The organism is Sediminibacillus dalangtanensis, from assembly GCF_017792025.1.
Classification (GTDB): Bacteria; Bacillota; Bacilli; order Bacillales; family Amphibacillaceae; genus Sediminibacillus; species Sediminibacillus dalangtanensis.
Map to the genome: position 1 here is coordinate 3,895,913 of NZ_CP046956.1, position 26,974 is coordinate 3,922,886.

A 26,974-nucleotide genomic window follows, 5' to 3' on the forward strand; every position below is an offset into this window, starting at 1 on the left:
GTTTGTCCCCCTATTTTGACGGGAAATGTACACCATAAGCTATTTGTACCTCTCGACTTTGGCAAGATCTCTATTCACTTGGAAGGAGAGATTTTCCCATGGATAAAATTCTTTTCGTACAGACCGGAACAGGTATAGACGTGCATGGCCAGAACATCACCAAGGCAGCCGTCCGGGCGGTGGAAGATGCGATACTTTCGAATTCGATGCCCGGCATTGAACAGAGCCTGCCGGATCAATCGTTGGAAAACATGAAAGTCAATGTGCGTCTCGCCGTACCGCTAGACAGGCAGCAGCTCGATAAGGAAGAAGTGAAAAAGGTGATCCCGTTTGGTTCCGCGACGGTCGAATTGACAGATGGCGGAATGGCTACCTCAAGCGGCATCATCCTGGAAGAAGAGAACGATGACAACGATTTGATGTATATCGTCAATGCCGCTGTCGAAGTCGGCTATTGATGAATGAAGCTCCCATCTATATGGGAGCTTTTTTCTGGTTGAAAAAGGGTTTTTCTCGTGAACAACGAATCAGTTTAGAAAGGAGGAATTTTTATATGGCATATACACCAGATGAAAATCGTTATGAATCGATTGCTTATAACCGCTGCGGCAACTCTGGACTGAAGCTTCCGGCCATCTCGCTTGGCCTTTGGAACAACTTCGGTGGAGAGGATGTTTTTGAAAACCAGCGAAAGATGATCCGCAAGGCGTTCGATCTTGGCATTACGCACTTTGACTTGGCTAACAATTACGGTCCGCCTCCAGGCTCTGCAGAAGAGAACTTCCGGCGCATTTTGGAAAAAGACTTTGCCGGTTACCGGGACGAAATGGTCATTTCCACGAAAGCAGGGTTCACCATGTGGCCAGGACCGTACGGGGATTGGGGTTCGAAAAAGTATTTGGTCGCAAGCCTCGACCAAAGCTTGCAGCGTATGGGACTCGATTATGTCGATATTTTTTACCATCACCGTCCAGATCCGGAAACACCGTTGGAAGAAACGATGGCTGCCCTCGACTTGATTGTCCGGCAGGGAAAGGCGTTGTATGTCGGAATCTCCAACTACAATGCCGAAGATACCGAAAAGGCGATTGACATTTTAGAACGACAGGGAACACCGTTTATCATTCACCAGGCGTCCTACTCGATGCTGAACCGCTGGGTCGAAGACGGATTGACCGATCTGCTGGCTAAACGCGGTGCGGGATGCATTGCCTTTGTGCCGCTTGCCCAAGGCTTGCTGACGGATAAATATTTGAACGGCATTCCAGCCGACTCACGTGCCGCCAAACAGTACATCCGCTCACTCAACGAAAAGGATGTTTCTCCAGACGTCATCGAAAAAGTCCAGCAGCTCAACGAGGTTGCTCGTGATAGGGGTCAGTCCCTTGCCCAGATGGCGCTTGTTTGGGTGTTACAGGAAAAGGCTGTCGTTTCTGCTTTGATCGGTGCCAGCAAGGTATCGCAAATCGAAGAGAATGTGAAAGCCTTGGAGAAGCCTGATTTCACCACGGCGGAAATGGATCGGATCGAGGAGATTCTGCGATAGAATAGTTACCCGGATTTTCCCAAGGCAGGATCAGTTACCGTTGCCACCTAGAAAACGCTCAGAGCTAATTACTTCTCTGGGCGTTGCGTTTGATTGTTCCTTTAATAGTTAAAGCCGACAAAACGGGGTACGATGATCTTCAAATCCTTTCTGACCATGATGCCGCAAAAAGCTGGTATCCGTGAAAGATAAATGGAAAGCTGCTGCATACAATACAGAGGGTCGTTTCAAGGGTGGCATTCCTCTTTAGGGCACCCGTGATTGTTTACTTTTGTAATGCATTTAAGGAGGGGATGGGATGTTTGCAATCCTTGCAGTCGGATTGTTTTTAGGCTTGTTGATTTTTGGCTTCTTTTTTATTCTTTCAAAATTTATAGGGAAGTATTACTTGGCCCCGCTGCTGACATTTATCACAGCTTTGGCGATTGTTTGTTATAGTTTTTTCTTTGTTAGAGGATTTGAAGGGATGGGTTATGCATTTCTTGCCGGGGGCATCCTGCTGGTCAGTATACTGGGAGCGATGGCACTCCCCGTATTGACTACATCGCCGAAACTCACAAAGGTTTCTGTTTGGGATAAAATCGGTCTAGTCATATTACCGGTGATCTTTTTCATCATCCTATTAGTCGGGAATATAACGGATGATGATTATTGGATTATCGATGAAGGCCATGCCGTTGTAAATGATGACACGTACAGCCATTATCGCGTCTCCACGATTTCTGAAGGAAACAAACAGATTTATGTAATTCTGGGCGAAGAGTATATCGGTACAAAAATGGAAGTTGAGGAAATTGATCATAACGAAAGTACAGAAGTTGTCTTGGGTGTAGTGGAAGACGAAAGCAATCCGAACAAGTCCCCGTTTATTTATATAGGACTCGATGAAATCAAAGAACCTTTAACCGTCCGCACGTCAGAAGGGGAAGAAATTCAATCGGCTCTTGAGACAAGTAATGACTAGAATAAGGCATCTTTGACCCATATGCAGGAGTTTTATGTTGGCAAGGCACGACTGTCTTTACTCGGGAACCAAGTCCTCGGAATCGGGGGTGAAATAGAAACATGTAGGCAGTCATCATACAACACATCCTTCAATTCGTTCTACACTGGCACATTCATGGACCTCTTTGAAAACCAAGTATGTTGTACCACTCCCGACGTATGTGATGACCCGGAGAACTGGATGATCCCCTCACGAATCGGCTCGGACTAACTGACGGACAACGATCTCTTTCAATTCCGAATGACGACATCTGCTTGCTCGAGTGGCGAAACGGTTTCCAAATAATAGTCTTCCGCTTTCCAATACCGCTTTTCAAACTTTTCTCTGTCGCTTCTTGCTGTATTGCTTTCACGATGGAATCTCTTTTCTCTGGGGCTATCCAGAAATCATAAAATCGTAATGATGTCTCCACTCTTTTCTTTGTAACAATACCCCTTCGATAATAATTAAACCGGTATTGGGTATTTTGATTGTCTGCAATGTTTGTGTATCAACGTGGTCGTCATAAGTCCGTAACTGTAGTTCATTTGATTCTTTGAGCCTTTTGAATAAATGCTTTTCCAGGTAATTTATGTCCCATTGTAAATAATAATACTCATACCATTCTTCATACCCTGTGTGATAGCGGTCTTTTCTCTCCACAATATAATCGTCTATATGAAAAATATAAAATGGAATTTTTTCATCTTGAATCTGACGCGCAATGGATTTAACTAAAGTTGTTTTTCCGGCACGACTTAATCCATCTATTCCAATTACAGCCTTTTGGTTTTTTTCCACTACCGGAATCATTTTTAATACATTTGATATGTTCTCTTCCAAGCCCATCCCGCCCTAATGGTTATTGTCGATTCTTCCCGTTTGATTCAGGATCATTCTTCCTTCATTTTACCATGAACTTGCCCCATCCTTATCAGATATCAAAAGGATACATAAAAGTAAAAACAGGCCAAGTCATTACGATTTAGCCTGTTTTTCTCCTAGTGCCTGTTCTTTATGGATGGGAAACGATAAATGAAGCTTTCCCCGATAAATGATAGTGCTCAACAGTGGATGGCACGATAAAGTGGTCGCCTTTTTTCAAGGTGAAAGTGGTTCCTTCCATGGTTATTTCCCCTTGGCCGTCCAGTACGCTCACCTGTAAGAAGTCTTCCGCCACAGCTTGGTCGACTTCTCCGTCCAGCTCCCAGTGGTAGACGGTGAAATACTCCTGCTGGACGAGACGATTGGAGGTCAGGCCGTCTTTGTTTGTCTGTTTTTGCTCGATCTCGACTGTTTCATGTGGAACGGTGGAAACGGCGATCGCAGAATCCAGGTGCAGCTCTCTTGTGTTGCCTTGATCGTCAGTCCGGTCGTAATCATAGACCCGGTAGGTGATATCGGAACTTTGCTGGGTTTCCAAAATCACGATACCTTTTCCGATGGCATGGATAGTGCCGCTCGGAACATAGATGAAATCGCCGGCCTTCACTTTCACCTTGCGCAGCAAATCATCCCACTGGCCGCTGTCGACCATTTGCTTGAATTCTTCACGGCTGCCGGCATGGTGGCCGAAGATGATTTCTGCATCTTCTTCCGCGTCGATGACATACCAGCACTCCGTTTTGCCGTAAGGTTCGCCTTCGACTTCTCTTGCATACGTGTCATCCGGGTGTACCTGGACGGATAAATCGTTGGCCGCATCGAGGATTTTTACCAGCAAGGGATAGTCTTCCCCGCCTTTGGCTGCTTCGCCGAACAATTCGCCGTGCTGTTCCCAGGCATCCTTCAACGTGCTGCCTTGCAAAGGGCCGTTGGCGATCCGGCTCGGTCCGTTCGGATGGGCGGAAATCACCCAGGCCTCTCCTGTATGATCATAGGGGATTTCATAGCCAAATTCCGTTTTCAATTTTTGGCCGCCCCAAATCCGCTCCTGAAAAACGGGTTCTAAAAAAATCGGTTCTTTGTACATGCTTTTCCTCCTTATGTACGCTTATTTCCATGGTGTTCATTAAGCTAAAATCAGTCCGGCTGCGCCGACGACCCCGGCATTTTGATCCAATTGAGCCGGTACGACTTCTGTTTCCCGGCCGGCAGGGTTCAAGGCGTAATGCCTGACATAATCCCGCACTTTCGCAAACAATGGTTCCCCAACCTTGGAGACTCCGCCGCCGATCACGATTTTCTCGGGATCGAAGGTGTTGATCAATGTCACACAGGCGACGCCGATCAAGCGGAATACGTCTTCGATGTAAGGAACGATGTTGGCATCGCCTTGGTCGTAGCGTTGGAACACTTCTTCGGTCGCGAGTGTTTCTCCCGCCAGCTCCGAACCGCGATTGGCGATGGCGGTTCCAGACACGATGTACTCCAGGCAGCCTTTCTGGCCGCACGGGCATTGTCCGTAAGACGGATCGACGACGGTGTGTCCGATATCGCCGGCATTGCCACGGGCTCCGCCCAATAACTTGCCGTCTGCGAACAACCCGGCTCCGACGCCGGTGCTGATGGTCATGTAGGCAAAATCCTGATTTTCCTGTGCGGCGCCTAACCATTTTTCTGCCATGGCCGCCGCGTTAGCATCGTTTTCCAGCACGACAGGTACCGGAAAATGTCCGCGAATCTGCTCCACAATCGGAACGTCCTTCCAGTTTTGCAGATTCGGTGGACAGGAAATGACCCCTGCCTTGCTGTTCAACGGCCCCGGCGAGCCGATGCCGATACCGGAAATCTGGTCGGCTTCGAGTCCTTCCTTATCCAGCAGCTGTTCAATCGCTTCCATAATCTGTTGTATCATCACTGCGGGTTCTACGGATTTATCTGTTTTCAGTTTGCACTGTCTGCTGATGTCGCCTTTTTCATTCACCAGTGCTAGGGCTACTTTTGTTCCCCCGATATCTACTCCTACTGCCACTCCCATAGTATCACCTTTTCCCTGTTTGTCATTTCAGTAATAGCTGCGGATTGGAAAACAAATGATCCAGAATCACTGCCGCAGCTCCGACAAGCTGTGCCTCTTCCTTGAATTGCGACCGCTTGATGATCATCGGATTGTTTCCGTTGTACAAAATCCGGTCGTTGACGAGATACGAAATGGTTTCCATTGCAGCTGGATAACCGTGGACGATCGCTCCGCCGATAATGATTTCCTCTGGATTAAGGATATTTGCCGCGTTGGCGATACCTACACCCAAGTAGTTCGCCGATTCTTCCAACAGCTGCATGGCAAGCGGCTCTTCAGCTGCTGCAGCTTGAAAAATTTTTTCCAGTGTGATCTGCTGCTTTTCTGAAGAAGGTGCTTCCCTCTGATTGTGCATCGTTTCTGCCTTTTTCGTCATCGCGATTCCGGATGCCAGTGCCTCCAGACACCCATAACTGCCGCAGCTGCACTTGGGTCCGTCCATGTCGATGGTATGATGGCCGAGTTCTCCCGCTCCGTTTAAAAAACCGCGATACACTTTCCCCTGAAAAATGATGCCGCCGCCAATTCCCTGGTCGGCCAGTACGTACAACATGCTGCTTTTATTCTCGGAGGAACCGAACCAGTATTCTCCCAAGGCAGCTGCATTTGCATCCCGTTCCAGTACCACCGGCAGCCTATAGCGTTCCCGTAACAATGCGGCGACTTGCCACTGTTCGATTGCTTTGATGTTGGGAGGATGTAACATCGTTCCGCTATCCACATCGACAGGACCGGGAGCGGAAACACCGATTCCCAACGGCCTGGCTTGGTCTTCCGTGTTTTCCAGTAACTGATCGATCAAGTCACAAACCAATGCGGCCCATTCGTTTTGCCGGAGTTGTCCACATATGGATTGTTTTTCGACTTGTACAATATTCCCCTGGGGATTGATTTTAGCTATTTGGATGTTATCCACATGGATGGCGACACTTATCACACAGTTTTGCTCGTGAAGCTGGTAGAGCGTCGGTTTCCTCCCACCCTGTGACTCCCCGCTGCCTGTGGTTTTCACTAAATCGCACGCTTGTAATTCTTTGATGATGTTCGAAATCGACATTACCGATAACCCGGTATGACGGGCCAGATCCGCATTGGATACAGGGCTTTCTTTTCGCAATACATGCAGAACCGACGACCTGTTTTGCCGTTTCATCTCCTCGGCACCGCCTGCGATGGGTACGGAATCCATATTCCGCCTCCCTTCCTGTTTAATTATTAAAATGGTTTTAATAAGTATAGGTTATAATAAATTTTCGTAAAAATCAATTTTATTTTCAAAAGCATGGTACACGGTTATTCACCGTAACACCAAGTTATACACAAGGTTGTCCACAATTATTATTGTCCCTTTTTATACACATGTTTTCCTTGTATATAAACAAGTTATCCACGATAGTTGTCCACAAGATTCTCATCTGTTCGCTTTATTTGGTGTAAGAATGGATGTTCGCTACCAGATATGGAGAGTTATCCTCAATTCCATCCACAGCCTGTGCATAACTGTGGGAATAACTGAAATTCCGCTGTCATCAACAACCTTAACAACTGGATCTTCAGCTTCTTTTCCTCTGGTGAGTGGTGAAAAGGCGGTTTATTAAAAGCAAAAAACCGAACGAACTCGAATGCTTAGCATTTCGAATATCGCTCGGTTTTTGCTTTGGTTCCATGCTTTTGTCCCAACCTGTTTCCTTTATCAATACTCCTGGGAAGCCAGGGTTACTGTTGTTTCTTGTCTTTCTCCATCTCGGTAATAGGTGACGGTCATTTCCTGACCGACCTGTTTTTCCTGATAGAGATGCTTGCGCAATCCAATCACATCCTGAATCGGCTCGCCATCCAGCTCGGTGATCACATCTAGTTCTTGCAGTCCAGCCTGGTCTGCAGGCGACATAGGTTCGATGCTCCGTAAGTAGATTCCACCTTCGACTTCTTCCGGAAGGTTCAGTCTCCGCTCCCATTCCACCTGGGCTACTTCCTCAAGGGAATATGCTTCAACACCTAAGTATGGCCTTGTGACCGTTCCTTCTGTCTCCAGCTGTTCGATGATCGGAGTCGCACTGTCAATCGGGATCGCAAAGCCGATTCCTTCCACAGAAGACTGGGCAATTTTCATCGAGTTGATTCCGATCAATTGCCCGCTCATATTGATGAGCGCGCCGCCGCTGTTCCCTGGATTAATGGCGGCATCCGTCTGGATAACTTCTGCCTGCCAGTCTGCCCGTCCGTCTCCGTCAAAGTCTTGCGGGATAGCCCGCTGCTTGCCGCTGATGATGCCTTGGGTCACCGACCCGGAAAACATCAACCCGAGGGGATTCCCGATAGCAATTGCCGGCTCGCCAACTTTGACACTGTCCGAGCTGCCGATTTCGATCGCTTTGTCGACCTGGTCCGCGCTCATCTTCAATACCGCTAAATCGGTGAACACGTCACTGCCGAGCAGCTCTGCGGAGACGTGCGTTTCGTCCGAGAGTACCACTTCGACTTCGTCAGCGCCTTCTATGACATGATGATTGGTCACCACATAGGCGCTGCCGTCTGCTGTTTTATAAATAACGCCGGATCCGGTGCCGGCTTGTCCGGATTCCTCCTGCTGCCAGAAGTTCGTAGAGGATTGAATGTTGACCACTCCGACTACTGCGGGAGTCACCTCGCCGACGATTTCGGTGATTTGCGTCGATACATCGACGTTGACACTGGATGTAGGACCGGCTTGTGAGTTGTCACCGTTTCCTTGCGTAATCTCATTGGAACCTTGTTCAGCCGATTGGAACGGCAGTAAATCTGCTTTCTGTAAGGCAGGAAGTGCCACAATCACAATCAGCGCTCCAATGACTGCTCCGATAAGCGAAGGCAGAAACCAGTTCCTCTTTTTCTTATTCGTTCTGCTTGTTTGATAATGATCATCATAATAGCCCATCGCACCCATCCTTTCTGACCTGGAAAAAACATAAAGCTTAACGTTTATAGTGTTTCCTTTCGCCAGTCCGGTTAAACTACTTCATAGAGAGGGGTCGGCGTCTTCGGGTCTGTATCATGCAGGTGCAGTTTGTCGCCGATGGTGAAACCATGGTCATTCAAATAGTTTTGCACGGACATTCTGGCCAATTCTTTCATGTTGTTATCTTTGCTTAAATGGGCCAAATAAATACGCTTTGTTTGATCTCCGATGATATCGCTCAAAGCCAGGGCGCAATCGTCATTGGAAACGTGGCCGCTATCGCCGAGAATGCGACGTTTGACATTCCACGGATATCTGCCCATTTGCAGCATGGAAACATCATGATTAGCTTCGAAAATATAGGCGTCCGCATTTTCTACGGTTTTTTTGATGCGTTCGGATACATAACCGAGATCGGTTACGAGAGCGACTTTTTTCCCCTCATGGTGGAAGGTGAAAAACATCGGCTCTGCCGCATCATGCGAGACACCGAACGATTCCACATCCAGGTCGCCGAAAGCCTTGGTTTCCTCCATGTTGAACACAAACTTCTGATCCAACTCAATTTTGCCAATTGAACCTTCCATCGCTTTCCACGTTTTTTCGTTGGCATAGATCGGCAGCTGGTAACGGCGGGCCATGATGCCCAACCCTTTGATATGGTCACTGTGTTCATGGGTGACCAGCAGCTTGGTAAGACTATATGGGTCGATGTTCACTTCGCTCATCAACCGTTCCATTTCCTTGCCGCTCAATCCCGCATCGACTAAGATTTTCTCTTTTTCTGTCGCTATATAAAAAGCATTTCCTGTACTTCCTGATGCTAGTACACTAAAGCTTAACGTCATTCCTCATCACTCACCCTTGTGGATTCCAATAATCCTTGGTACACATTTTGCAATTCTTCTATTTCCTCGTCAGACAATTTCGTATCTCTCATGCCATCCTGCGCTTTCCGGATCGTATTCCGAACAAACGTCGGATTGTCATGCTGCGAAAATTGTCCTTCACTACCCATTACCACATAATGCAAGTGGTCATTGATGGCAAAGTGCCAGGAAGGAGCAAAAACCTGCTGCCCTTCATCGAGATCGACGAATGAATAATAGCCCACTGTCGGGGTTTCCGATATTTCCGGGTCCTCCATTGGCAATGCATTGGCTTTAAACAGGCTGCTTATCGCAGCATACGCAGTAATCATGCTTTTTGGCTCCTGTCTGTCCACTTCATCAACCGCGGTCTGCAGGTAGCTGGTAATTTCATTATCGCTATTGACAAAGGCTACCACAAAGCCGCTCTGGCTGTAATAAATCGGCTTGCTATTGTTTGTCTGGAAAAAAATCAGAGCGCCGGAAACGTCATCTTGTCCCCAATAAACATATTCTCCACCAGAAAGGATGTGTTCGGATAGCTCCAGTTCCTTCTCAGCATTCGTGCTATCCGGATCAATCGGCACTGGTTCCTCGAACTCTGAATACAGCAGGTTGCCGCCGCTAAGCAGAGCCACTTCCTGCTCACTCATTGCCTTGAGGGTTTTCACGTCATCGGCAGTAAAGTTTCTCGCTTTTACCGTAATGAACGAATCCTTCACCTGCTCCTCTGGCAGCTTATCAAGCCCTTTCACATTTTCCCTCATATACTCTTCCAGTTTCGGTTCCGTAATATCTCCGGATGGTGATCTGGAATCCATCGTTTTCAAAAATTGCTGAAGAAGGAAGATATCCAGGATAAGGAAACATATGATGAATAGTGTTTTAATTTGTCCCCATTGCATGGCTTATTCCTCCCCCAAACCGGACATTTCACTTAAATCCAGCTCGCTCCAGCCAGTAGTGTCCTGTTTGAACCAGGCTGGCATCAGCCGGATCGATATGCCTTCGTCGATCAACTTATAACCGAGGGCGATATCCTTAATACTGCTGCTGCCTTTGGTATCTTCCAAATAGCCGGCGATTTCCTCACCACTCGGCAAATCAGGCGGTTCTCCGTAATCAAACGCTTCGCCCAATTTGAACAACGGACGGTCATATTTGTAAGGCTGGTTGCGCCAGGTTATTTGAATGGTCGCCTGCTTATCATTTTGGCCGAAAACCGGATACTCGTTATAGACAAGCCGGTACGTCACTTCATTCCGCTGCACATTCATATTGTAAAGCTGATACTCATCGTTGGCAGAGTTGGTCCAGCCTCTGTGGGCATTGAGAAAATTGATGGTTTGGTTGACCAGTTCCGAGCCTTCGATGGTGCGGTTTTCCGGGAGAGGATTGACGTATTCCATATACTTCTCGCTTTCATACGCCCGAAGCTCCCGGATACTGTCCGAGTAAGACTTGCCGCCACCTTCCATCCGATTCGATGTCATGATGTCCCGGTCTGTAAACAAGTTGTTGAGCAGCGGTTCCAGATCGGTGATCGTTGTAAACGTATCAACGGAAAAAGTCAGATCATTTATTTCCGGTTCCCCCTGCGGGATATAAATTGGTGCCCCGGCACTTTCCGCATACTCGATATAATCCATTTTTCCGTCCATATCGGTATATGAGTCCAGCACATCGGCAGCACCGGCGTTCTGTGCCTCTGCGTGCATACTCATCCTTGCTTCCGTATTGTAAAATACCAATTCGACGGTACCGCTGTTGTTTTCGTTCAGATAAATCCGGTCGAATGAACCCCGTTGTACTTGATTGATGGTGTTCTCTTCCATAGAAAACAAGTCTCTTATCGCTCCAGCCGGCACCTCCAAAGGAAATATCAGCTGAGCGGTGTACTCATCACTGTCAGGCAATTCCTGATCGGTCTGGATACCTTGGTCAAAGCCGGCAAGCAACCATTCTTGCATCTCCTGGTAAAATGCTTCCTGGTCGTTTCGGTTTTCAAAAGAAGAGAAAGTGCCATTTGTTTGAAAAATGATTTTCGACGGTTCTATGATGCTCTTTTTGGTTTCCTCCTGGCCGGCCTCCAGTGGTTCATCGGTATAATTGCTTTCCACGTTTTCTGTCTCATCGTAGTTCGGCTTGTAATTCCAAATCCCCAAAGTCAGCAGCAAGCTGGCTGCAATCAACGCCGACAAGCCCAATGTTTTTATCATTTCGAGCCTCATCGTTTGTCACCTCCGCTTCTTTTGATAAGCGGCAATGTAAAATGGACGGTCGTCCCCTTACCTTCTTTACTTTCTGCCCATATGTGGCCGTGATGGGCTTCAATGATTTCTTTGGCGATTGCCAGGCCGAGTCCTGTCCCGCCCAGGTTCCGGGAGCGGGCCTTGTCAGCCCGGTAGAACCGGTCGAAGATTTTGTCCACCTTTTCCTGGGCAATCCCCATGCCCTGGTCGGTGATCGACACCTTCAGTCTGTTGCGGTTATTGACCACCCGGAAGGTGATCCGGCCGCCATCCGGCGAATACTTAATCGCATTGGAGATGATATTATCGACTACCTGGGTCAGTTTGTCTTTATCCATCCACACAAAAAATTCTTTGTTTGGAAGCTTCCGGTCGAGAATGATTTCTTCGGCTTTATTCATTTCAAAACGGTCGATGATATGGTGGAAAAACGTGATGAAATCGACCCGTTCCATGTAAAGATCGGTTGCCTTGTTATCCATTTTGGAAAGCTGCAGCAAGTCATTGACCAGCCGGATCATCCGGTCTGTTTCGTTTTGCGTCACATCGAGAAACTTCGGAGCAATTTCTTTGTCCTCCCAAGCACCATCCGTCAGTGCTTCCAGGTAGCTCCGCATCGTCGTCAACGGTGTCCGCAGCTCGTGTGAGACATTGGAGACAAACTCTCTTCTTTCCTGCTCGACTTTTTCCTGTTCTGTTACATCACTGATGACGGTAATAAAGCCGCCAAAATTCCCCTCTTCATCCTGTATCACCGAGAAATTCGCCTTGATTAAAAAGAATTCTTCGTCATCACTGAAGTCGATGGTGACCGATCCAGTGTCAGCCTGCATGTCATCATCGATTTCGTCTTCTAAATGCAGCACCTCGATCAACGGCTGGCCCTTCACTTCTTCAAAATCTTTGCGAATCAGCTGGAGAGCCGGTTCGTTCATCAAGGATACTTTTCCTTCTTTGTCCGTCGCAATGACTCCGTCCGACATGTTGGACAAGACGGAGCTCAACTTACGGCGTTCTCCCTCGGTTGTGTTATGTGCCTGCTTCAATTTGTCATTCATATCATTGAAGGTCATTGCCAGCTGACCGATTTCATCGGTGCCATAGACGTTGACCGTTTGGGAAAAATCTCCGGTAGACATGATTTTGGCCTGTTTCCGCATTTCGGTGATCGGTTTGGTAATGGTGCGCGCGACCAAAATCCCCAAAACAATGGAAATGGCGATGGCAATTACGGTCCCTTTGGCAAAAATATCATTGATGTTGCCCATTTGGTCGTAAACATCTTCCATCGAGGCTTCCAAATATAGAATCCCGTCCGGGTCCTCCTCGCCTCCTATCGGCAACACGCGTACTTTCATCCGGTTGTTGGTCTCTGGATCGCGCATGGTAGTGTTTTCTTCCACACCGAAAATCAGTGCCCGGGTGATTCGCGGATCTCCTGTTTTACGGCTGCCGATAATATTGCTGTCAATTTCATTTTTAGCTCCGATTACCCGATACTGCCTGTCCAATACTTGAAGGGTAGAAAAAACACTGCTGTCGACCCGGTCGAGAATGTTCTGAACATCCTCCTGCAAGGTCGGACCTTCTTCGTCCTCGCTTCGTTCTTTCTGGAAAGCCTGTTCCAAATAATAACTTAACCCTTCAATCCGTTCTTCGACCGTATCGTTCAAATTCTTTTTTAAATTTTCTTCCAGCCGGATGGCAAAATAGGATCCAATCACTTGAATTGCCAATAACAGCAGCAAAATATAGATAAGGACAATTTTAAATCGGATCGACTGGAAAAAACCGACTTTCTTCATAAAGCATTACTCCTGTTCAGGGTTACGCAAGTAATAGCCGACACCTCTTCTGGTCACAATCCAAACCGGCGTGCTCGGGTTGTCTTCGATTTTTTCCCGTAGACGACGCACCGTCACATCGACCGTGCGGACATCCCCGTAATAATCATAACCCCATACCGTTTCCAGCAAATGTTCCCGGGTCATCACCTGGCCGATATGCCTGGCCAAATAGTGAAGCAGTTCAAATTCCCTGTGGGTCAATTCCACTTGGTCGCCGTTCCGGGTCACGGTATAAGCATCCGGATGGATCACCAGGCTGCCAATCACGATATCTTTATTAGCCCGGCTGTTATCTTCCGGCACCACTTGTTGTCTGCGCAAGTTCGCTTTGACTCTGGCAATCACTTCCCGGTTGCTGAAGGGTTTGGTTACATAGTCGTCCGCTCCCAGCTCGAGACCGAGTACTTTGTCAATTTCCGCATCCTTGGCGGTAATCATGATAATCGGCATCGTATGGTTCTTGCGGACTTCTCGGCATACTTCATTGCCATCCTTGTTCGGAAGCATAATATCAAGCAACAATAAGTCCGGTTTTTCTTTATTGGTCAGTTCGATTGCTTCGTCCCCATCGTAGGCACATACGACCTGATAACCTTCTTTTTCTAAGTTGAACTTCAATATATCTGCAATCGGTTTTTCGTCGTCTACCACTAGTATCTTTTGACTCATGACGCCACATCCTTTTCTCGTTCTTTGATAGGTTTATTTTAACGTACTTTGCGTTGTCTGTCCTTTTTCCCGATAAAAGCAGGACAATTTACCAGGCCACCTTCTATCCTGTACAAAAGCCCTTGTCATCATTTTGACAAGGGCTGCATTGTTTTGGTAAGTGGTGAATTATACTATTCTATTAAAAAAGATTTGCCGGGTTCTGTAGTGCCCCGTTCTTATATACTTCGAAATGTAAATGGACCCCGGTTGAATCACCAGTCGAACCCATTACTCCTATTTTACTACCTTTCGCTACGGTTTGTCCAGTTTTCACCCGGATTGAAGCCAGGTGCGCATACACTGTACGGTAGCCGTTTTGATGGTCGATGACAACTTTGTTTCCATAGCCGCCGCTGTTAAAGCCTGCCGAAACGACTACCCCATTATCAGCCGCCAGAATGGAACGGTTGCTGACACCGGCAATATCAATTCCTTTATGGTGCTTTCCCCAGCGTTGGCCCATTTGACTGGTAATCGTGCCGCCGACTGCTGGCCATTGCAGCGATCCGCTTCCATGAGAGGTTTCCACTTTGGTACCTTTCACGACGATTTCGTCGGTTGGTTCCTTTGTCGTTGTTTCTTCCAACATTTTCTGCTCGGAAACTTGTCCATTCACTTTTTTCACTGCATAGCGAACTTGTTTGCTGCCTTCTTCGCCTTCTTGTTCGACTTCCGTCTCGCCTTTATAAAGCGAGTCGGATTCTTTCACTTCTTTTTCATAAGGAATCGCTTCTTCCTTCTCTGTCTCTTCAGAAACAATTACCTGCAAGTAGGGCTCCCGCTTGGCAACATGGATTTCCTGGTCGATTTGCAGCACAGATTCTTCCGTTAAATCAGGATTCAAATCGAGCAGTTCGTCGATGTCCATACCGTATTTTCCGGCGATTTCCCCAAGCACTTCCCCTTCCTTTACAGAATGGACGGAATCTTTTAGCGTCCCTTTTTCCAACTGTTCCAGCCCTTGTTTTTCTGACAGCATATCATCGGGTTCTGCTTTTGCTTCCGATACCTTTACATCCTTGGACAGTTCTACTTCCGTAACGATCGTCTTGCCATCATCCGTGGGAACTTCGGATTCACCGTCCGCTAGCTTTTCCAGCACTTCTGCATCGACAAACTTCTCCTTATAAGAGGAAAGGACCTGCTTTGCTGCTTGTTCGCTTTTGAAAAATCCAAGCTTTTCATCGCCGATCACCAATTGATAGGCATCGATGTTGATGGTGAGTTCGTCCTCCAAGGTTTTGGCCACCTGTTTTTCTTCTGTCACAGGCTCAAACACCTTCTCGGGAATGAAAGAAATATCTTCGCCAGTGGTCAATGAATAGCCTTTGTATTCAGCCTCATGCTCCGCCAGCACCTTATCGACTACTTCATCCACCGTTTGCTTATCTGCTACCGTTCCGACACTTTCACCGTCCATGTAAACGTGATAAACGGTGTCTAAATCGTCCTCCGCTGCCTGCACCACTTGAAAAGACAGAGCAAATCCTGCCAGGGCGGCAGCTGCTGTGGTGAACCATTTATTGCGACGTCGTTTCGTTTCTTTATGTAAAGCTTGTATCTTCATTTGCAGGGTCCTCCTAAACGCGTTTCCTGATTCCGAATCTATTTTTCACTCTCTTAATCTACCATAGGAGCAAATGGGAAGATACCGTTTCAGCGGGATGTAACGAAACTGTATAAAAGCTGGTAATTTCAGCCTGCGTCGGAGTGTTTTAGTGGAATTTCGTGTAAAAAGTTACTTTTATCCTGCGCTAATTAGGTGATTTTTGGTACTTTTTTTGCGGTTTTATTACAAATGTGGAAAACATATCGGCAATTTATGGCACCATTGGTTTGATTTTTCATTGATTGGGGAATAAGAATGGTTATTTTGCATAAATCCGATCAACCTATCTATCACCAATCCCCCCTAGAAAGTGAAGTATGTTAGCGATCATCTCCTCGTTATGTTAAAAGCAAAAAAATCACCAGCGCTTTTTCACGCTGATGATTTAATAAAGGGAGACTCTCAGAGAAGTCCCGTTCATTTTGTATTGATGAACCGTTAGCTGTACACACTGCGGACAACGTTGGTCTGTGTCCGGTCAGGTCCTACCGAGAATACGGACAATGGTATGCCAGTCAACTGCGAAATACGTTCCAAATAATGCCGGGCATTTTCCGGCAGCTCGTGTAAGCTTCTCACACCGGTAATATCCTCTGTCCAGCCTGGAAGTTCTTCATAAACCGGTTCGCACTCTGCCAAATCCTTCAGGCTTGCCGGAAATTCATGAATGGTTTCGCCTTTGTATTGGTATGCTGTACAAATTTTAAGCGTTTCTATGCCTGTCAACACATCCAGTGAATTCAGGGATAAATCGGTAATACCGCTGACACGGCGGGCATGACGGACAACAACGCTGTCAAACCAGCCGACACGTCGCGGGCGGCCTGTCGTTGTGCCATACTCCCTTCCCGTTTCCCGAATTTGGTCGCCGATTTCATCGTGCAGTTCGGTCGGGAAAGGACCGTCACCGACACGGGTTGTATAGGCTTTGGAGACGCCGACCACATGATTGATTTTAGTCGGTCCGACACCGGAGCCGATTGTGACACCGCCTGCAATCGGATTAGATGAGGTGACGAATGGATAGGTACCCTGGTCGATATCGAGCATAACTCCTTGTGCTCCTTCAAATAGCACGCGACGTCCGTCATCCAATGCCTCATTCAGCACAACCGATGTATCGCAAACATATTTTTTAACCTGCTGGCCGTATTCGTAATATTCGTCCAGAATGTCTTCCACAGCGATGGAATCTGTTTCATACACCTTTTCGAACAAACGGTTCTTGTCCTTCAGGTTTTGTTCCAATTTATCCTTAAACGCTTCTTTATCGAGTAAGTCGGCGATTCGGATACCGACACGGGCAGCTTTGTCCATGTAAGCAGGTCCGATGCCTTTTTTGGTCGTGCCGATTTTGTTGGCGCCCTTTTCTTCTTCCTGCAGGGCATCCAATTTCAAGTGATACGGCAGGATGACATGCGCCCGGTTGCTGATGCGGAGATTATCGGTAGATACCCCTTTATCATGCAAGTATTGCAGCTCTTCAACGAGCGCTTTCGGATCGATGACCATTCCGTTGCCAAGTACGCAAATCTTATCATCAAAGAAAATCCCGGAAGGAATCAAATGCAATTTATACGTAATTTCGTCAAACTTGATTGTATGTCCAGCATTGTTGCCGCCTTGGTATCTGGCCACAACCTCTGCATTTTGTGATAGAAAATCTGTAATTTTACCCTTACCCTCATCGCCCCATTGGGTTCCGACTACAACTACTGAGGACATATAGGCACCTCCGCCAACTAAATTATATTTACTATGTGCATAACATAGTAAGTTTATCAATCACCATTTACAATGTCAATGAAAAATACGAACATTATAAACGAAAACACCATTTTCGTTCGTAAAAATGGGGTCAGTCCCCTTCATTCATCTAAAACGGGGACTGACCCCTTGCTTTTTCGAGGAGGTTGAAGTGTTTCCCGCGGAAAGCGAGTGTCTTTTGCCACAGCGGTGGGGTAATAGTCCTTAGCAGACCAAATTGCAACCCTAATCGCATAATGCCAACAGCTGTTGTCAATGTGTTACTTCCTATGTGAATTTGAGCGTTATTTGCGATGCTGTTTTTTAAAACCAAAAGGATTTTTTTATTTTATGTTAAAATAACAAAAATGGAAATATTGTGAAGGAACGTACTTAAACTATATGGAAATAGAATTGAAGAAGAGCAGCTAACCCCAAAGTGTTACAATTTAAGTATCCTGATTAGTCAAATAGAAAGTAGGTTGATATATATGAGTAATGATTCAATTATTCAAATGTGGGAGGACTATCGAAAAATTAATCCAGATGCACCAAAGGATTATGAGGCATGGGCATTTGGTGATTAAAAAGAAATGGCTAATGAGCTTTCAAATTTAGTTTTAGAAGGAATAAAAACAGCAACAGCATCAAACTATACGTTATATGAATTGGAAAACGAGACATTACCGTTTGTTGGTCTTCATAATATTATTCTCGACGGGGATGGAGAAGCTGTTGGAATAGTAGAAACTACATCAGTAAAGGTTGTTCCGTTTGATGAAGTTACCGCAGAACACGCATATTTGGAAGGTGAAGGTGACCGCACATTAAGGTATTGGCGTGACGTTCACGAAACCTTCTTTAAAAAAGAGTTTAAGAATATAAATCAAGAGTTCAATTACAAAATCCCTGTTGTTTGTGAAAGGTTTAAGCTAATTTATAAGAAAAGTGCGTTGTCCCTATAAATTTTTTCTTCAACTATCGGGGGCGTTAGGTCAACAAGAAAATATAAAATAAAACGCTTGGAAATTAAAGATCCCAAGCGTTTTTGTTTGCTATTAGTATTGTTACTTACGGTGCTAAACATAGTGCGTTTAGTGTATCGATTTAACCTGTTAATTTAGATTTTCTCCATAGTATTGGAAAACTACTTAAGATTCGTCTCTTTTCCGTTCTTAGCCGCCGGCTGCGCCGACTGGCGGTATGTCGCTTTCCTGGTAACGATGGTCTAGGTCAACGAATTTGTTATACTCTTTCACAAACGCGAGCTCTACGGTTCCCACGGGGCCGTTACGCTGCTTGGCCAGGATGATTTCAATGATGTTTTGTTTTTCCGATTCCTGATCATAATAGTCATCACGATATAGGAATCCGACAATATCAGCATCCTGCTCGATACTTCCAGATTCCCGCAGGTCGGACATCATCGGTCGCTTATCCTGGCGGGATTCTACGCCACGGGAAAGCTGGGACAAGGCAATCAGCGGTACGTTCAATTCCCGTGCCAATCCTTTTAAGGAACGGGAAATTTCCGATACTTCCTGTTGTCTGTTTTCCTTAGAATTGGCGTTTCCTTGGATCAGCTGCAGGTAATCGATCAGAATCATGCCGAGACCGTGTTCCTGCTTCAACCTTCTGCATTTACTGCGGATTTCACTGACACGGATACCAGGTGTATCATCGATATAGATACCGGCATTGGACAGGCTGCCCATTGCCATGGTCAGTTTGCTCCAATCCTCTGTCTCCATCTTTCCCGTCCTGAGTCGTTGGGCATCGATGTTTCCTTCTGCGCAAAGCATACGAGAAACCAGTTGATCCGCCCCCATCTCCAAACTAAAAATGGCGACATTCTCGCTTGCATGAATGGCGACGTTTTGGGCAATGTTCAAAGCGAATGCCGTTTTACCCACCGAAGGACGTGCTGCGATGATGATTAAATCATTCCGCTGAAATCCTGAAGTGATCTGGTCCAAATCCCGGTACCCGGTAGGTATTCCGGTAACAGATCCATCATTCTGCTGAAGCTGTTCAATATTGTCATAGACATCAATAAGAACATCCTTGATATTTTTAAAGGCACCTGAATTGTTTCGCTGGGAAACTTCCAAAATGCTCTTTTCCGCGTCATTCAAGACGTCGGCGACTTCGTCTTCCTTGGAAAAACTATCGGTGACAATGTCTGTCGCAGTCCGGATCAGTCTCCGTAATAGTGCCTTTTCTTCTACGATTCTACTATAATACTCGATATTAGCGGCAGTAGGTACAGAGTTTGCTAGATCACTTAAATACGAGACCCCGCCTACCTCATCCAAAATTTTCGCGTTGGACAAAGCCGTCGTGACCGTGACCAAATCAATTGGTTCTCCTTTATCAGACAGATTCGTCATCACTCCGAATATTCGCTGGTGACCCGCACGGTAAAAGTCATCCGGGAGCAATATTTCCGCAGCCCTTGATAACGCCTCAGGCTCTAAAAAAACCGCCCCAAGAACGGCTTGTTCAGCTTCGATATTGTGCGGCGGCGTCCGATCGGTCCATTGTTCATTCATACAGCATCTTTTCCTCCTTTAAATGGAAAAGGAAGCGAGCTGCCGCCTTACCCGGCAGACAGCCCCTTCTTTGATGACTACCCATGGTGTAGTTGATTCGATGCGGCATCCGATTTTCAGGCTTCTTTTACGTGTACTTTAACGGTTCCGGATACTTCCGGATGCACTTTTACCGGTACGTTGGTATAGCCAAGTGCCCGAATCGGTTCATCCAGTTCAATTTTACGCTTATCTATTTTGATTTGATGGCTTTTTTTCAGTTCTTCCGCAATCTGTTTACTGGTGATCGAGCCGAATAGACGACCACCTTCTCCTGATTTTGCCGTCAATTCAACGGTCAGATTCTCCAACTTTTCTTTCAGCTGTTTTGCTTCTTCTACTTCATTTTGCTCTTTTTGTTTCTCTTTGTTCTTTTTCGCTTCCAAGGCTTTCATATTACCTGAAGTCGCTTCGACAGCTAGATTATTTTTCAAAAGATAGTTGCGGGCATATCCATCCGAAACATTCTTGACTTCGCCTTCTTTTCCTTTTCCTTTTACATCTTTCAAGAAAATTACTTTCATTCTTCAGCTCCCCCTTCAAAATATTCATCTATAATTGCTTTCAGCTGTTCTGTTGCATCCTCTACAGAGGAATCATCCAGCTGGGTAGCAGCGTTGGTGAGATGGCCACCGCCATCCATTCTTTCCATGATCACCTGGACATTGACATCGCCAAGCGATCTGGCACTGATGCCGATCCGTTTATCTTCCCGTTCGGAAATGACGAACGAGGCGACAATTCCGCTCATCGTCAGTAACGTATCAGCAGCCTGGGCAATTACGACCGGCCCGTAGGTTTCACCCGGATCTCCTGTCGAAATGGCTATGCCATCGCGATATATTCGCGTATGTTCAATTAAACGACTGCGCTTGACGTAAATATCCAGGTCTTCTTTCATAAACTTCTGGACCAATACGGTGTCAGCTCCCTTTGATCGCAAGTAGGAAGCAGCATCAAATGTACGGGATCCCGTCCTCAAGGTAAAGCTTTTCGTATCGACAATGATGCCTGCCAGCAACGCCGTGGATTCCAACATACTCAGCTTCAGATTTTTCGGCTGGTATTCCAGTAATTCCGTCACCAGCTCTGCGGTAGAGGAAGCATATGGCTCCATATAGACGAGCGTCGGATGATTGATAAATTCCTCCGCCCGGCGATGGTGATCGATAACGACCACATGCTCCGTTTTACTGAGCAGTTTTTCTTCCGCCACCATTGATGGTTTGTGCGTATCGACGATGACAAGCAGTGTATTTTTCGTCACCGTATCCAACGCCGTATCCGGATCCATGAAATAGGACCGGAGTTCTTCGTTTCCGTTGATTTCCTCGACCATCCGTTGGACGCCCGTACTGACATCCTCTGGGTCCATAACGATGCGGCCTTCCACATCACTTGCCTGGGCAATTTTCAGAATACCGATCGCTGCCCCGATCGAGTCCATATCCGGCGCTTTGTGTCCCATAATCAGTACTTTGTCACTTTCCCGTACGAGTTCGGTCATCGCATGGGAAATCACCCGCGCACGGACTCTGGTCCGTTTCTCCATCGGGTTGGTTTTTCCGCCGTAAAAGCGAACCTTCCCATTTTCATCTTTAATCGTAACCTGGTCTCCGCCGCGTCCAAGGGCCAAATCAAGACTCGACTGAGCCAGCTCACCAAGTGCCGGTAAGGACACACCGCCGAGCCCGACGCCGATACTCAACGTCAGCGGAACGTTCTTATCGGAGATCAATTCCCGTACCTCATCCAGTATTTCAAACTTGTTTTTTTCCAGCTGGTTGAGAATCTGCTGATTCATTACAGCCAGGAAACGTTCTTGCGAAATTCTTTTTAAATAGATGCCGTAATCATTCGACCATTCGTTTAAAATCGAAGTTACTTTTGAGTTGATTTGGCTTTTGGCCGTATCATCCATTGCCTGTGTGATTTCTTCGTAATTATCCAGAAAGATAATACCCAGGACGGTTTGTTCATTATGGTAAAGGTTTTGAATTTCGGTCTGTCGCGTACGGTCAAAAAAGTACAGCAGCCGCTCTTCTTTTTTGATCATTACCTGAAACTTGTAGTCCTCCATCGACAACCAGATTTCGTTGTTGTCTTCTTTTACTTTTAACACGAGGTCATCAGAAAGTTCATTCAGCGACTTCCCGACTAGGGAGTCTTCCTCCTTCAGCCTGTTCATGTAAGGGTTGGTCCACTCGATGGTGAAATCTTCACTATATAGCACAATACCGATCGGCATCTCGAGAAGGGCTTCTTCCCCTACCTTCTTGACTCGGTAGGAAAGCGTCGAGATATATTCTTCTGTTTCGTTGATCAACAGCTGTTCCTGCCTGTAACTGTAGTACAGCGAAGCAGCCAGGAATACTGTCATAATCAAGCCGAGCATCCATTGGTAATACCAAAGCATCCCCAAAAAAACCAGGGACAAAATGTATATGAACCATAAATGACTGCCTATTGTCGGCTTTTTAAATAATTCTGGCATGAAATTCAGCTCCTAAACCCTTTTCTGAGCTTATTTTTTATCAAAATTGATCCGGTCTCTTAACGAGAATCCTAAATCAATTATACCTAAGATTCGCAGAAGATACAGTCCTATAAAAGGAAAAAGAACGGTTAAGACGATAACAATAATTGGCACCGCCACCGACATTCCCTTCTGGTTAACGTAAAAGAAAACAAAGGACAGTCCCTGCAAAGCGACCAGCAGTCCGGCAAGGTTGGTGACATTGACAGCTCCTATATGCCAGATACTGTCCGGGTCACCGCTCACCCATGTGACGACCAGGGCGGCAAAATAGATCCACACCAGGCCGACTGGCAGCCGAAACTGCCTGAATGGCGGAAAACGCAGCGTTGTTTTATCCTTATCCAGCCATCCGATTACTCTATAGCCGATCCACTGACTGATTAATCCTAGTACTAGCGCCATCACCACTAAAATCACCGGCAGCAAATTGACAATTTGACGCATTTGCTCAAGCAATGTATCGACATTTTCCTGGTTGAAAGTCATGCCTAAATCTTTCAGCATTTCCTGACTTTGGGCAATTGAATCATTGATGGCCTGGTTCATTTCCTGGACGATATTGATTTGGAATAAACCTTGTACCGCTAAAAAAGTCAGCAAGAGACCGATCACAAATCCGACGGTTCCCCTTGCCCATGTTTCATAAGCTGTAAGCCGCTGATGGATTGCAATCCCGGTCATCAATCCTCCGATTCCTGTCAGTAGGACAAGCGGAAGCGAATAGTGGGTTAAAAACAAAGACGAGGCTAGTGCGAGAAGTACAAATAAACCCGCAGCCCGTTTGCCCCCAAATCTTGCCGCAAATACGATGACGGGAACGGGGAGTATAAACAAGGTCAAAATTTCGATGATTGGAATGAACAGTGTAAGAAACATTAACAGTAAATAAAGGACAGCTGTGATAGCTCCCTCTATTATGACGTTTTGCGATGTCATGGTGGCACCTCTAATCCTAATTCGGTTATTCTTCCATGATAACACGGATGTACAGGAGCATTGAATTCAGCTTCTGCTCACCTTTTGTAAGAAAAAGCACAGCTCAAGCGCTGTGCTTTTCTGTCTTATCAGGAACGGACTCCTTTTCCGCTTTTGGACCGGAAAACCCGTTTAGCTCATTATTCTACTAACTGATTATAAACGAAAAAAGGGTGTTTTTACAAATTAAACTACCTCTTCGCCATGTCTGATAACAAGTGGCGCTTACTTTTTTCTTTTTCCAACTACTAGTTTACTTCCGGCAATATTCGCTGTAAGCTGTTTTTAATAAAAGCTGTTTTCTTAAAGGATTGTTTTACTTGAAGCATAAGAACTGCGACATAACTTTTGCGTGACCTTCTGCCATCCCATTCACAATGAGTGCTTACCCAGCGCTGTGGGAAAATACTCGCTTTCCGTGGGGAACGCTTCAGCCAGAGTGCTGCATGAATCGGCCTCTTCGTTCCCTTTGGTCGAGGAAGCCCGCTGCGGAGCTTAACAGGGACGCAGACCCAACCGAGCGGGTCTTCAGACTGTTCCTTTCCAACAGGACATGGAGAATCTTCCTTGAATTTTCACCGCACGAAGAAAATGTGGGCTTCATTTTTGAGGATCTCGCATTTTCCCACAGCTTGAAATAGCTTTCTTTTCAGGTGAGAAGAAGGTACAAATCAATACTAAAAGTCATTTAAATCAAAATACCAAAAACCTCACCATGCCCGCGGAAAGCGAAGTGTTCTGCCGCAGCGAGGCTATGTACCCGACGAATATCAGAGTGTGAGAACTCGTCATAAAGTAGAATTTTTACTATGTCGGACTTACCACCAAAAGAATGAAAACCTGAAACACAACGAAGCCTGTGTAAAGAGGCTTAATAAAATATTACAGGGGGATGAACGGACGTTGAAAGCGATTATGTTTGATTTGGACGATACTCTGCTTTGGGATAAAAGAAGTGTGGAGGAAGCATTTAAAGCAACCTGTCTCACCGCCGCAAAAAAATATGGAATCGATCCCGATCTTCTGGAGGAGAAAGTGCGCGAGCAGGCACGCGAACTTTATGCAGGCTATGAAACCTATTCCTTTACTAAAGCCATCGGTATCAACCCATTTGAAGGGCTATGGGGCGAGTTTACCGAGGATGAAGACAACTTCCGGAAGATGAATGAACTGATGCCGACATACCGGAAACAAGCATGGACAAAAGGGCTGAAAGCAGTCGGAATCGACGATCCCTGGTTAGGTGCTCAATTGGCCGAGCAGTTCCCGCAGGAAAGAAAAAAATACCCCTTTACGTACGAAGAAACATTTCGAGTTCTTGATCAATTAAAGGGAAAGTACCGGTTATTGCTGCTGACCAATGGCTCACCCGATTTACAACAGTCCAAACTGGATTTGACGCCGGAAATCGCCCCGTATTTTGACCATATCGTCATTTCTGGCCAATTTGGCAGCGGGAAACCCAATCCGGCAATTTTTGAGCATGCGCTGAAGCTACTCTCACTGGATAAAGACGAAGTCATCATGGTAGGCGATAATCTATGGACCGACATTCTCGGAGCTTCCCGTGCCGGAATTAAATCAGTTTGGATCAACCGGCTTGGGAAAGAGACCGATGAGGTTGTACCAGACTATGAAATTTCCAGCCTGGACGAGCTCAACAATATTTTGGCCGAACACCGTATCAACTAAAAGAAACTTGAGCAAGACGAGCCTCAAGATGGCTGTTTTTGCGACAAAAAGAATAGACGTAGGACCTCGAGGGGGTAGGCGCTGGAGCTGGACGTGGTTGTTGCAGCCAATAATTATCCACAGTCAGTTAAATTTATCATTTCCTATACTACAAAGAAAACCGGGCAAACAGTGCCCGGTCCTTCATGGTTTGAAAGTTTATTTAGCAGTTATTAACCCCTGGTTATGGGCCGTTTCCGTACCATTATGATTGTTGTTGCTTAAAGAAAGGATAGAAGCGGTCTTCTTCCTGTACACTAATCCATTTCACCGTCGTAAATTTCTCAATGGCCCAGTCACCGCCAAATCTGCCGACTCCGGAGCCTTTTTCCCCTCCAAAAGCGACATGGGCTTCTTCGTTAACAGATTGATCATTCACATGAATCATACCTGTTTCAATTTGTTTCGCCACTTGAACCCCGTGGTGAATATCACCACTGAATACAGCACCGCTAAGACCATAAGGGGAGTCATTCGCAATGCGAATAATATCTTGTTCATCCTTTGCTTTAATAACAGAGGATACCGGACCAAACATTTCACGTTGCGCTACTGGCATGTCATTCGTCACATCACTTATAATGGTCGGATAAAGCACATTGCCTTCTGCTTGTCCACCTATGACCACATTTGCACCTTTCGCTTTGCTGTTTTCAATCTCTGTTTGAATTCTTTGTACTTCCTTATTATTGATTAGTGGACCAACTGCTGTCTCCGGATTAGAAGGATCTCCCGCTTTTAACTGGCTAACCTTTCCCTTAAAGGTCTGCACAAATGCATCATAGACACTCGCATCCACCACTATTCGGTTCAAGGACATGCAAATTTGACCCTGGTGCAAATAAGCGCCGAACGCAGCAGCTTCTGCGGCACGGTCGATATCTGCATCGTTCAACACAAGCAACACGTTATTTCCACCTAATTCAAGAGCTACATCCTTCAAAGTCCTGCCTGCTATTTCACCAATTCGACGCCCAACTTCCGTGGAACCGGTAAAGGAAACGAGCTTTGGAATCGGATGTTCAACAATATCATCCCCGATTTCAGATCCTTTCCCTACAATCACACTAAGCACACCTTTTGGCAAACCTGCCTGCTCAAAGATGTCGGCTAATAAAAATCCCGAAGTTATTGGTGTCGAGGAAGCAGGCTTCAACACCACACTATTACCTGTCGCAAGGGCGGGGGCAACCGACCGCATGGTCAGTACCAAAGGAAAATTCCACGGACAAATCACTGTCACTACTCCTTTAGCCGACCGGTATATTCGGTTTTCCTTTCCCGGCACATCAGAAGGCAATATAGTGCCTGTCATTCGATAAGGAAAGGAGGCAGCTTCTTTCAACGTACCAACCGTCGCTCCCCACTCGATTTCCGCTTTTATTCTTGTGCTCCCTGATTCCTTGACTAACCAGTTGATTACATCTTCCTTGTATTCCGTAAATAACTGAGCAGCTTTTTCCATTACCTCCCGTTTTTCCCCAGGAAGTTTGTTTTCCCACTCCCTTTGGGCATCCCTTGCCGTTTCATATGCACGATTAAGGTCCTCTTTCGAAGCCCCTCTAATCTCATTGATCACATCGTCCGTGTATGGGTTTGTATTGGTAATAAAACTGTTGCTTGTACCTTCGACCCATTCACCTGCTATATACTGTTTTGTGTATTTTTCCATG

21 protein-coding genes and 1 pseudogene are annotated in these 26,974 nt (G+C 46.3%); 5 read left to right on the plus strand and 17 right to left on the minus strand.

Annotation, left to right across the window (positions count from 1 at the left end):
• The first annotated feature begins 98 nt into the window (after positions 1–98).
• From ERJ70_RS18950 to ERJ70_RS18960, 3 genes are all read left to right on the plus strand, one after another.
• Positions 99–458, plus strand: coding sequence for a Lin0512 family protein (locus tag ERJ70_RS18950; protein ID WP_209366278.1), 360 nt, complete (start codon positions 99–101; stop codon positions 456–458).
• A 95-nt stretch (positions 459–553) separates the two neighbouring features.
• Complete coding sequence (mgrA, locus tag ERJ70_RS18955; protein ID WP_209366279.1) at positions 554–1,546, plus strand: L-glyceraldehyde 3-phosphate reductase; 993 nt, start codon at positions 554–556, stop codon at positions 1,544–1,546.
• A 298-nt stretch (positions 1,547–1,844) separates the two neighbouring features.
• Positions 1,845–2,510 (plus strand): YesK family protein, encoded by a 666-nt coding sequence (locus tag ERJ70_RS18960; protein ID WP_209366280.1) that lies wholly within the window; start codon positions 1,845–1,847, stop codon positions 2,508–2,510.
• Positions 2,511–2,782: 272 nt separating this feature from the next.
• On the opposite strand, the pseudogene ERJ70_RS18965 reads toward ERJ70_RS18960, so the two are convergent.
• From ERJ70_RS18965 to ERJ70_RS19020, 12 genes and pseudogenes are all read right to left on the minus strand, one after another.
• Positions 2,783–3,380, minus strand: a pseudogene (locus ERJ70_RS18965) (kinase).
• 166 nt (positions 3,381–3,546) lie between these two features.
• On the minus strand, positions 3,547–4,503 hold the full coding sequence (manA, locus tag ERJ70_RS18970; RefSeq protein ID WP_209366281.1) for a mannose-6-phosphate isomerase, class I: 957 nt from the start codon (positions 4,501–4,503) through the stop codon (positions 3,547–3,549).
• Positions 4,504–4,542: 39 nt separating this feature from the next.
• Entirely contained in the window at positions 4,543–5,451 is a 909-nt protein-coding gene (locus ERJ70_RS18975) for an ROK family protein (protein ID WP_209366282.1), read from the minus strand.
• A 22-nt stretch (positions 5,452–5,473) separates the two neighbouring features.
• Entirely contained in the window at positions 5,474–6,682 is a 1,209-nt protein-coding gene (locus tag ERJ70_RS18980; RefSeq protein ID WP_209366283.1) for an ROK family transcriptional regulator, read from the minus strand.
• Between the two features lie 504 nt (positions 6,683–7,186).
• A complete protein-coding gene (locus ERJ70_RS18985; RefSeq protein WP_209366284.1) occupies positions 7,187–8,410 on the minus strand; it encodes a S1C family serine protease in 1,224 nt (407 codons plus the stop codon).
• 71 nt (positions 8,411–8,481) lie between these two features.
• Positions 8,482–9,279: an MBL fold metallo-hydrolase gene (locus ERJ70_RS18990; RefSeq protein ID WP_209366285.1), complete on the minus strand. Its 798-nt coding sequence runs from the start codon at positions 9,277–9,279 to the stop codon at positions 8,482–8,484.
• The gene (locus ERJ70_RS18995; RefSeq protein ID WP_209366286.1) at positions 9,276–10,205 is read right to left on the minus strand and encodes a two-component system regulatory protein YycI; all 930 of its coding nucleotides are present in this window, start codon (positions 10,203–10,205) and stop codon (positions 9,276–9,278) included. Before ERJ70_RS18995 ends, ERJ70_RS18990 begins: the two co-directional genes overlap by 4 nt.
• Before the next feature lie 3 nt (positions 10,206–10,208).
• Entirely contained in the window at positions 10,209–11,519 is a 1,311-nt protein-coding gene (locus ERJ70_RS19000; protein WP_209366287.1) for a YycH family regulatory protein, read from the minus strand.
• 8 nt (positions 11,520–11,527) lie between these two features.
• Positions 11,528–13,357, minus strand: a complete 1,830-nt coding sequence (gene walK / locus ERJ70_RS19005; RefSeq protein WP_209366288.1) for a cell wall metabolism sensor histidine kinase WalK — start codon at positions 13,355–13,357, stop codon at positions 11,528–11,530.
• A gap of 6 nt (positions 13,358–13,363) precedes the next feature.
• Complete coding sequence (gene yycF, locus ERJ70_RS19010; protein WP_209366289.1) at positions 13,364–14,068, minus strand: response regulator YycF; 705 nt, start codon at positions 14,066–14,068, stop codon at positions 13,364–13,366.
• 181 nt (positions 14,069–14,249) lie between these two features.
• Positions 14,250–15,677: a peptidoglycan DD-metalloendopeptidase family protein gene (locus tag ERJ70_RS19015; RefSeq protein WP_209366290.1), complete on the minus strand. Its 1,428-nt coding sequence runs from the start codon at positions 15,675–15,677 to the stop codon at positions 14,250–14,252.
• A 480-nt stretch (positions 15,678–16,157) separates the two neighbouring features.
• Positions 16,158–17,444 carry an adenylosuccinate synthase gene (locus tag ERJ70_RS19020; RefSeq protein ID WP_209366291.1) on the minus strand — a complete coding sequence of 429 codons (1,287 nt, stop codon included), beginning with the start codon at positions 17,442–17,444 and terminating at the stop codon, positions 16,158–16,160.
• Positions 17,445–18,058: 614 nt separating this feature from the next.
• Here ERJ70_RS19020 and ERJ70_RS19025 point away from each other — a divergent pair.
• Positions 18,059–18,430: an ASCH domain-containing protein gene (locus tag ERJ70_RS19025; RefSeq protein ID WP_309507160.1), complete on the plus strand. Its 372-nt coding sequence runs from the start codon at positions 18,059–18,061 to the stop codon at positions 18,428–18,430.
• A gap of 210 nt (positions 18,431–18,640) precedes the next feature.
• On the opposite strand, the gene dnaB is transcribed toward ERJ70_RS19025, so the two are convergent.
• From dnaB to ERJ70_RS19045, 4 genes are all read right to left on the minus strand, one after another.
• The gene (gene dnaB, locus ERJ70_RS19030; RefSeq protein ID WP_209366292.1) at positions 18,641–20,017 is read right to left on the minus strand and encodes a replicative DNA helicase; all 1,377 of its coding nucleotides are present in this window, start codon (positions 20,015–20,017) and stop codon (positions 18,641–18,643) included.
• 116 nt (positions 20,018–20,133) lie between these two features.
• Positions 20,134–20,580: a 50S ribosomal protein L9 gene (rplI, locus tag ERJ70_RS19035; protein ID WP_209366293.1), complete on the minus strand. Its 447-nt coding sequence runs from the start codon at positions 20,578–20,580 to the stop codon at positions 20,134–20,136.
• Positions 20,577–22,550 (minus strand): DHH family phosphoesterase, encoded by a 1,974-nt coding sequence (locus tag ERJ70_RS19040; RefSeq protein WP_209366294.1) that lies wholly within the window; start codon positions 22,548–22,550, stop codon positions 20,577–20,579. Before ERJ70_RS19040 ends, rplI begins: the two co-directional genes overlap by 4 nt.
• A 30-nt stretch (positions 22,551–22,580) precedes the next feature.
• Entirely contained in the window at positions 22,581–23,531 is a 951-nt protein-coding gene (locus ERJ70_RS19045) for a YybS family protein (RefSeq protein ID WP_209366295.1), read from the minus strand.
• A 954-nt stretch (positions 23,532–24,485) separates the two neighbouring features.
• On the opposite strand from ERJ70_RS19045, the gene ERJ70_RS19050 reads away from it, so the two are divergent.
• A complete protein-coding gene (locus ERJ70_RS19050) occupies positions 24,486–25,262 on the plus strand; it encodes an HAD family hydrolase (RefSeq protein ID WP_209369564.1) in 777 nt (258 codons plus the stop codon).
• 244 nt (positions 25,263–25,506) lie between these two features.
• Here ERJ70_RS19050 and ERJ70_RS19055 read toward each other — a convergent pair whose 3' ends face one another.
• The gene (locus ERJ70_RS19055) at positions 25,507–26,973 is read right to left on the minus strand and encodes an aldehyde dehydrogenase family protein (RefSeq protein WP_209366296.1); all 1,467 of its coding nucleotides are present in this window, start codon (positions 26,971–26,973) and stop codon (positions 25,507–25,509) included.
• Position 26,974: the final 1 nt, after the last annotated feature.

Bases quoted from the DNA above. Each gene is read 5' to 3' on its own strand.
- ERJ70_RS18950 (WP_209366278.1), top strand. From the start codon at position 99: ATGGATAAAATTCTTTTCGTACAGACCGGAACAGGTATAGACGTGCAT.
- mgrA (WP_209366279.1), top strand. From the start codon at position 554: ATGGCATATACACCAGATGAAAATCGTTATGAATCGATTGCTTATAAC.
- ERJ70_RS18960 (WP_209366280.1), top strand. From the start codon at position 1,845: ATGTTTGCAATCCTTGCAGTCGGATTGTTTTTAGGCTTGTTGATTTTT.
- manA (WP_209366281.1), bottom strand. From the start codon at position 4,503: ATGTACAAAGAACCGATTTTTTTAGAACCCGTTTTTCAGGAGCGGATT.
- ERJ70_RS18975 (WP_209366282.1), bottom strand. From the start codon at position 5,451: ATGGGAGTGGCAGTAGGAGTAGATATCGGGGGAACAAAAGTAGCCCTA.
- ERJ70_RS18980 (WP_209366283.1), bottom strand. From the start codon at position 6,682: ATGGATTCCGTACCCATCGCAGGCGGTGCCGAGGAGATGAAACGGCAA.
- ERJ70_RS18985 (WP_209366284.1), bottom strand. From the start codon at position 8,410: ATGGGCTATTATGATGATCATTATCAAACAAGCAGAACGAATAAGAAA.
- ERJ70_RS18990 (WP_209366285.1), bottom strand. From the start codon at position 9,279: ATGACGTTAAGCTTTAGTGTACTAGCATCAGGAAGTACAGGAAATGCT.
- ERJ70_RS18995 (WP_209366286.1), bottom strand. From the start codon at position 10,205: ATGCAATGGGGACAAATTAAAACACTATTCATCATATGTTTCCTTATC.
- ERJ70_RS19000 (WP_209366287.1), bottom strand. From the start codon at position 11,519: ATGATAAAAACATTGGGCTTGTCGGCGTTGATTGCAGCCAGCTTGCTG.
- walK (WP_209366288.1), bottom strand. From the start codon at position 13,357: ATGAAGAAAGTCGGTTTTTTCCAGTCGATCCGATTTAAAATTGTCCTT.
- yycF (WP_209366289.1), bottom strand. From the start codon at position 14,068: ATGAGTCAAAAGATACTAGTGGTAGACGACGAAAAACCGATTGCAGAT.
- ERJ70_RS19015 (WP_209366290.1), bottom strand. From the start codon at position 15,677: ATGAAGATACAAGCTTTACATAAAGAAACGAAACGACGTCGCAATAAA.
- ERJ70_RS19020 (WP_209366291.1), bottom strand. From the start codon at position 17,444: ATGTCCTCAGTAGTTGTAGTCGGAACCCAATGGGGCGATGAGGGTAAG.
- ERJ70_RS19025 (WP_309507160.1), top strand. From the start codon at position 18,059: ATGGCTAATGAGCTTTCAAATTTAGTTTTAGAAGGAATAAAAACAGCA.
- dnaB (WP_209366292.1), bottom strand. From the start codon at position 20,017: ATGAATGAACAATGGACCGATCGGACGCCGCCGCACAATATCGAAGCT.
- rplI (WP_209366293.1), bottom strand. From the start codon at position 20,580: ATGAAAGTAATTTTCTTGAAAGATGTAAAAGGAAAAGGAAAAGAAGGC.
- ERJ70_RS19040 (WP_209366294.1), bottom strand. From the start codon at position 22,550: ATGCCAGAATTATTTAAAAAGCCGACAATAGGCAGTCATTTATGGTTC.
- ERJ70_RS19045 (WP_209366295.1), bottom strand. From the start codon at position 23,531: ATGACATCGCAAAACGTCATAATAGAGGGAGCTATCACAGCTGTCCTT.
- ERJ70_RS19050 (WP_209369564.1), top strand. From the start codon at position 24,486: ATGTTTGATTTGGACGATACTCTGCTTTGGGATAAAAGAAGTGTGGAG.
- ERJ70_RS19055 (WP_209366296.1), bottom strand. From the start codon at position 26,973: ATGGAAAAATACACAAAACAGTATATAGCAGGTGAATGGGTCGAAGGT.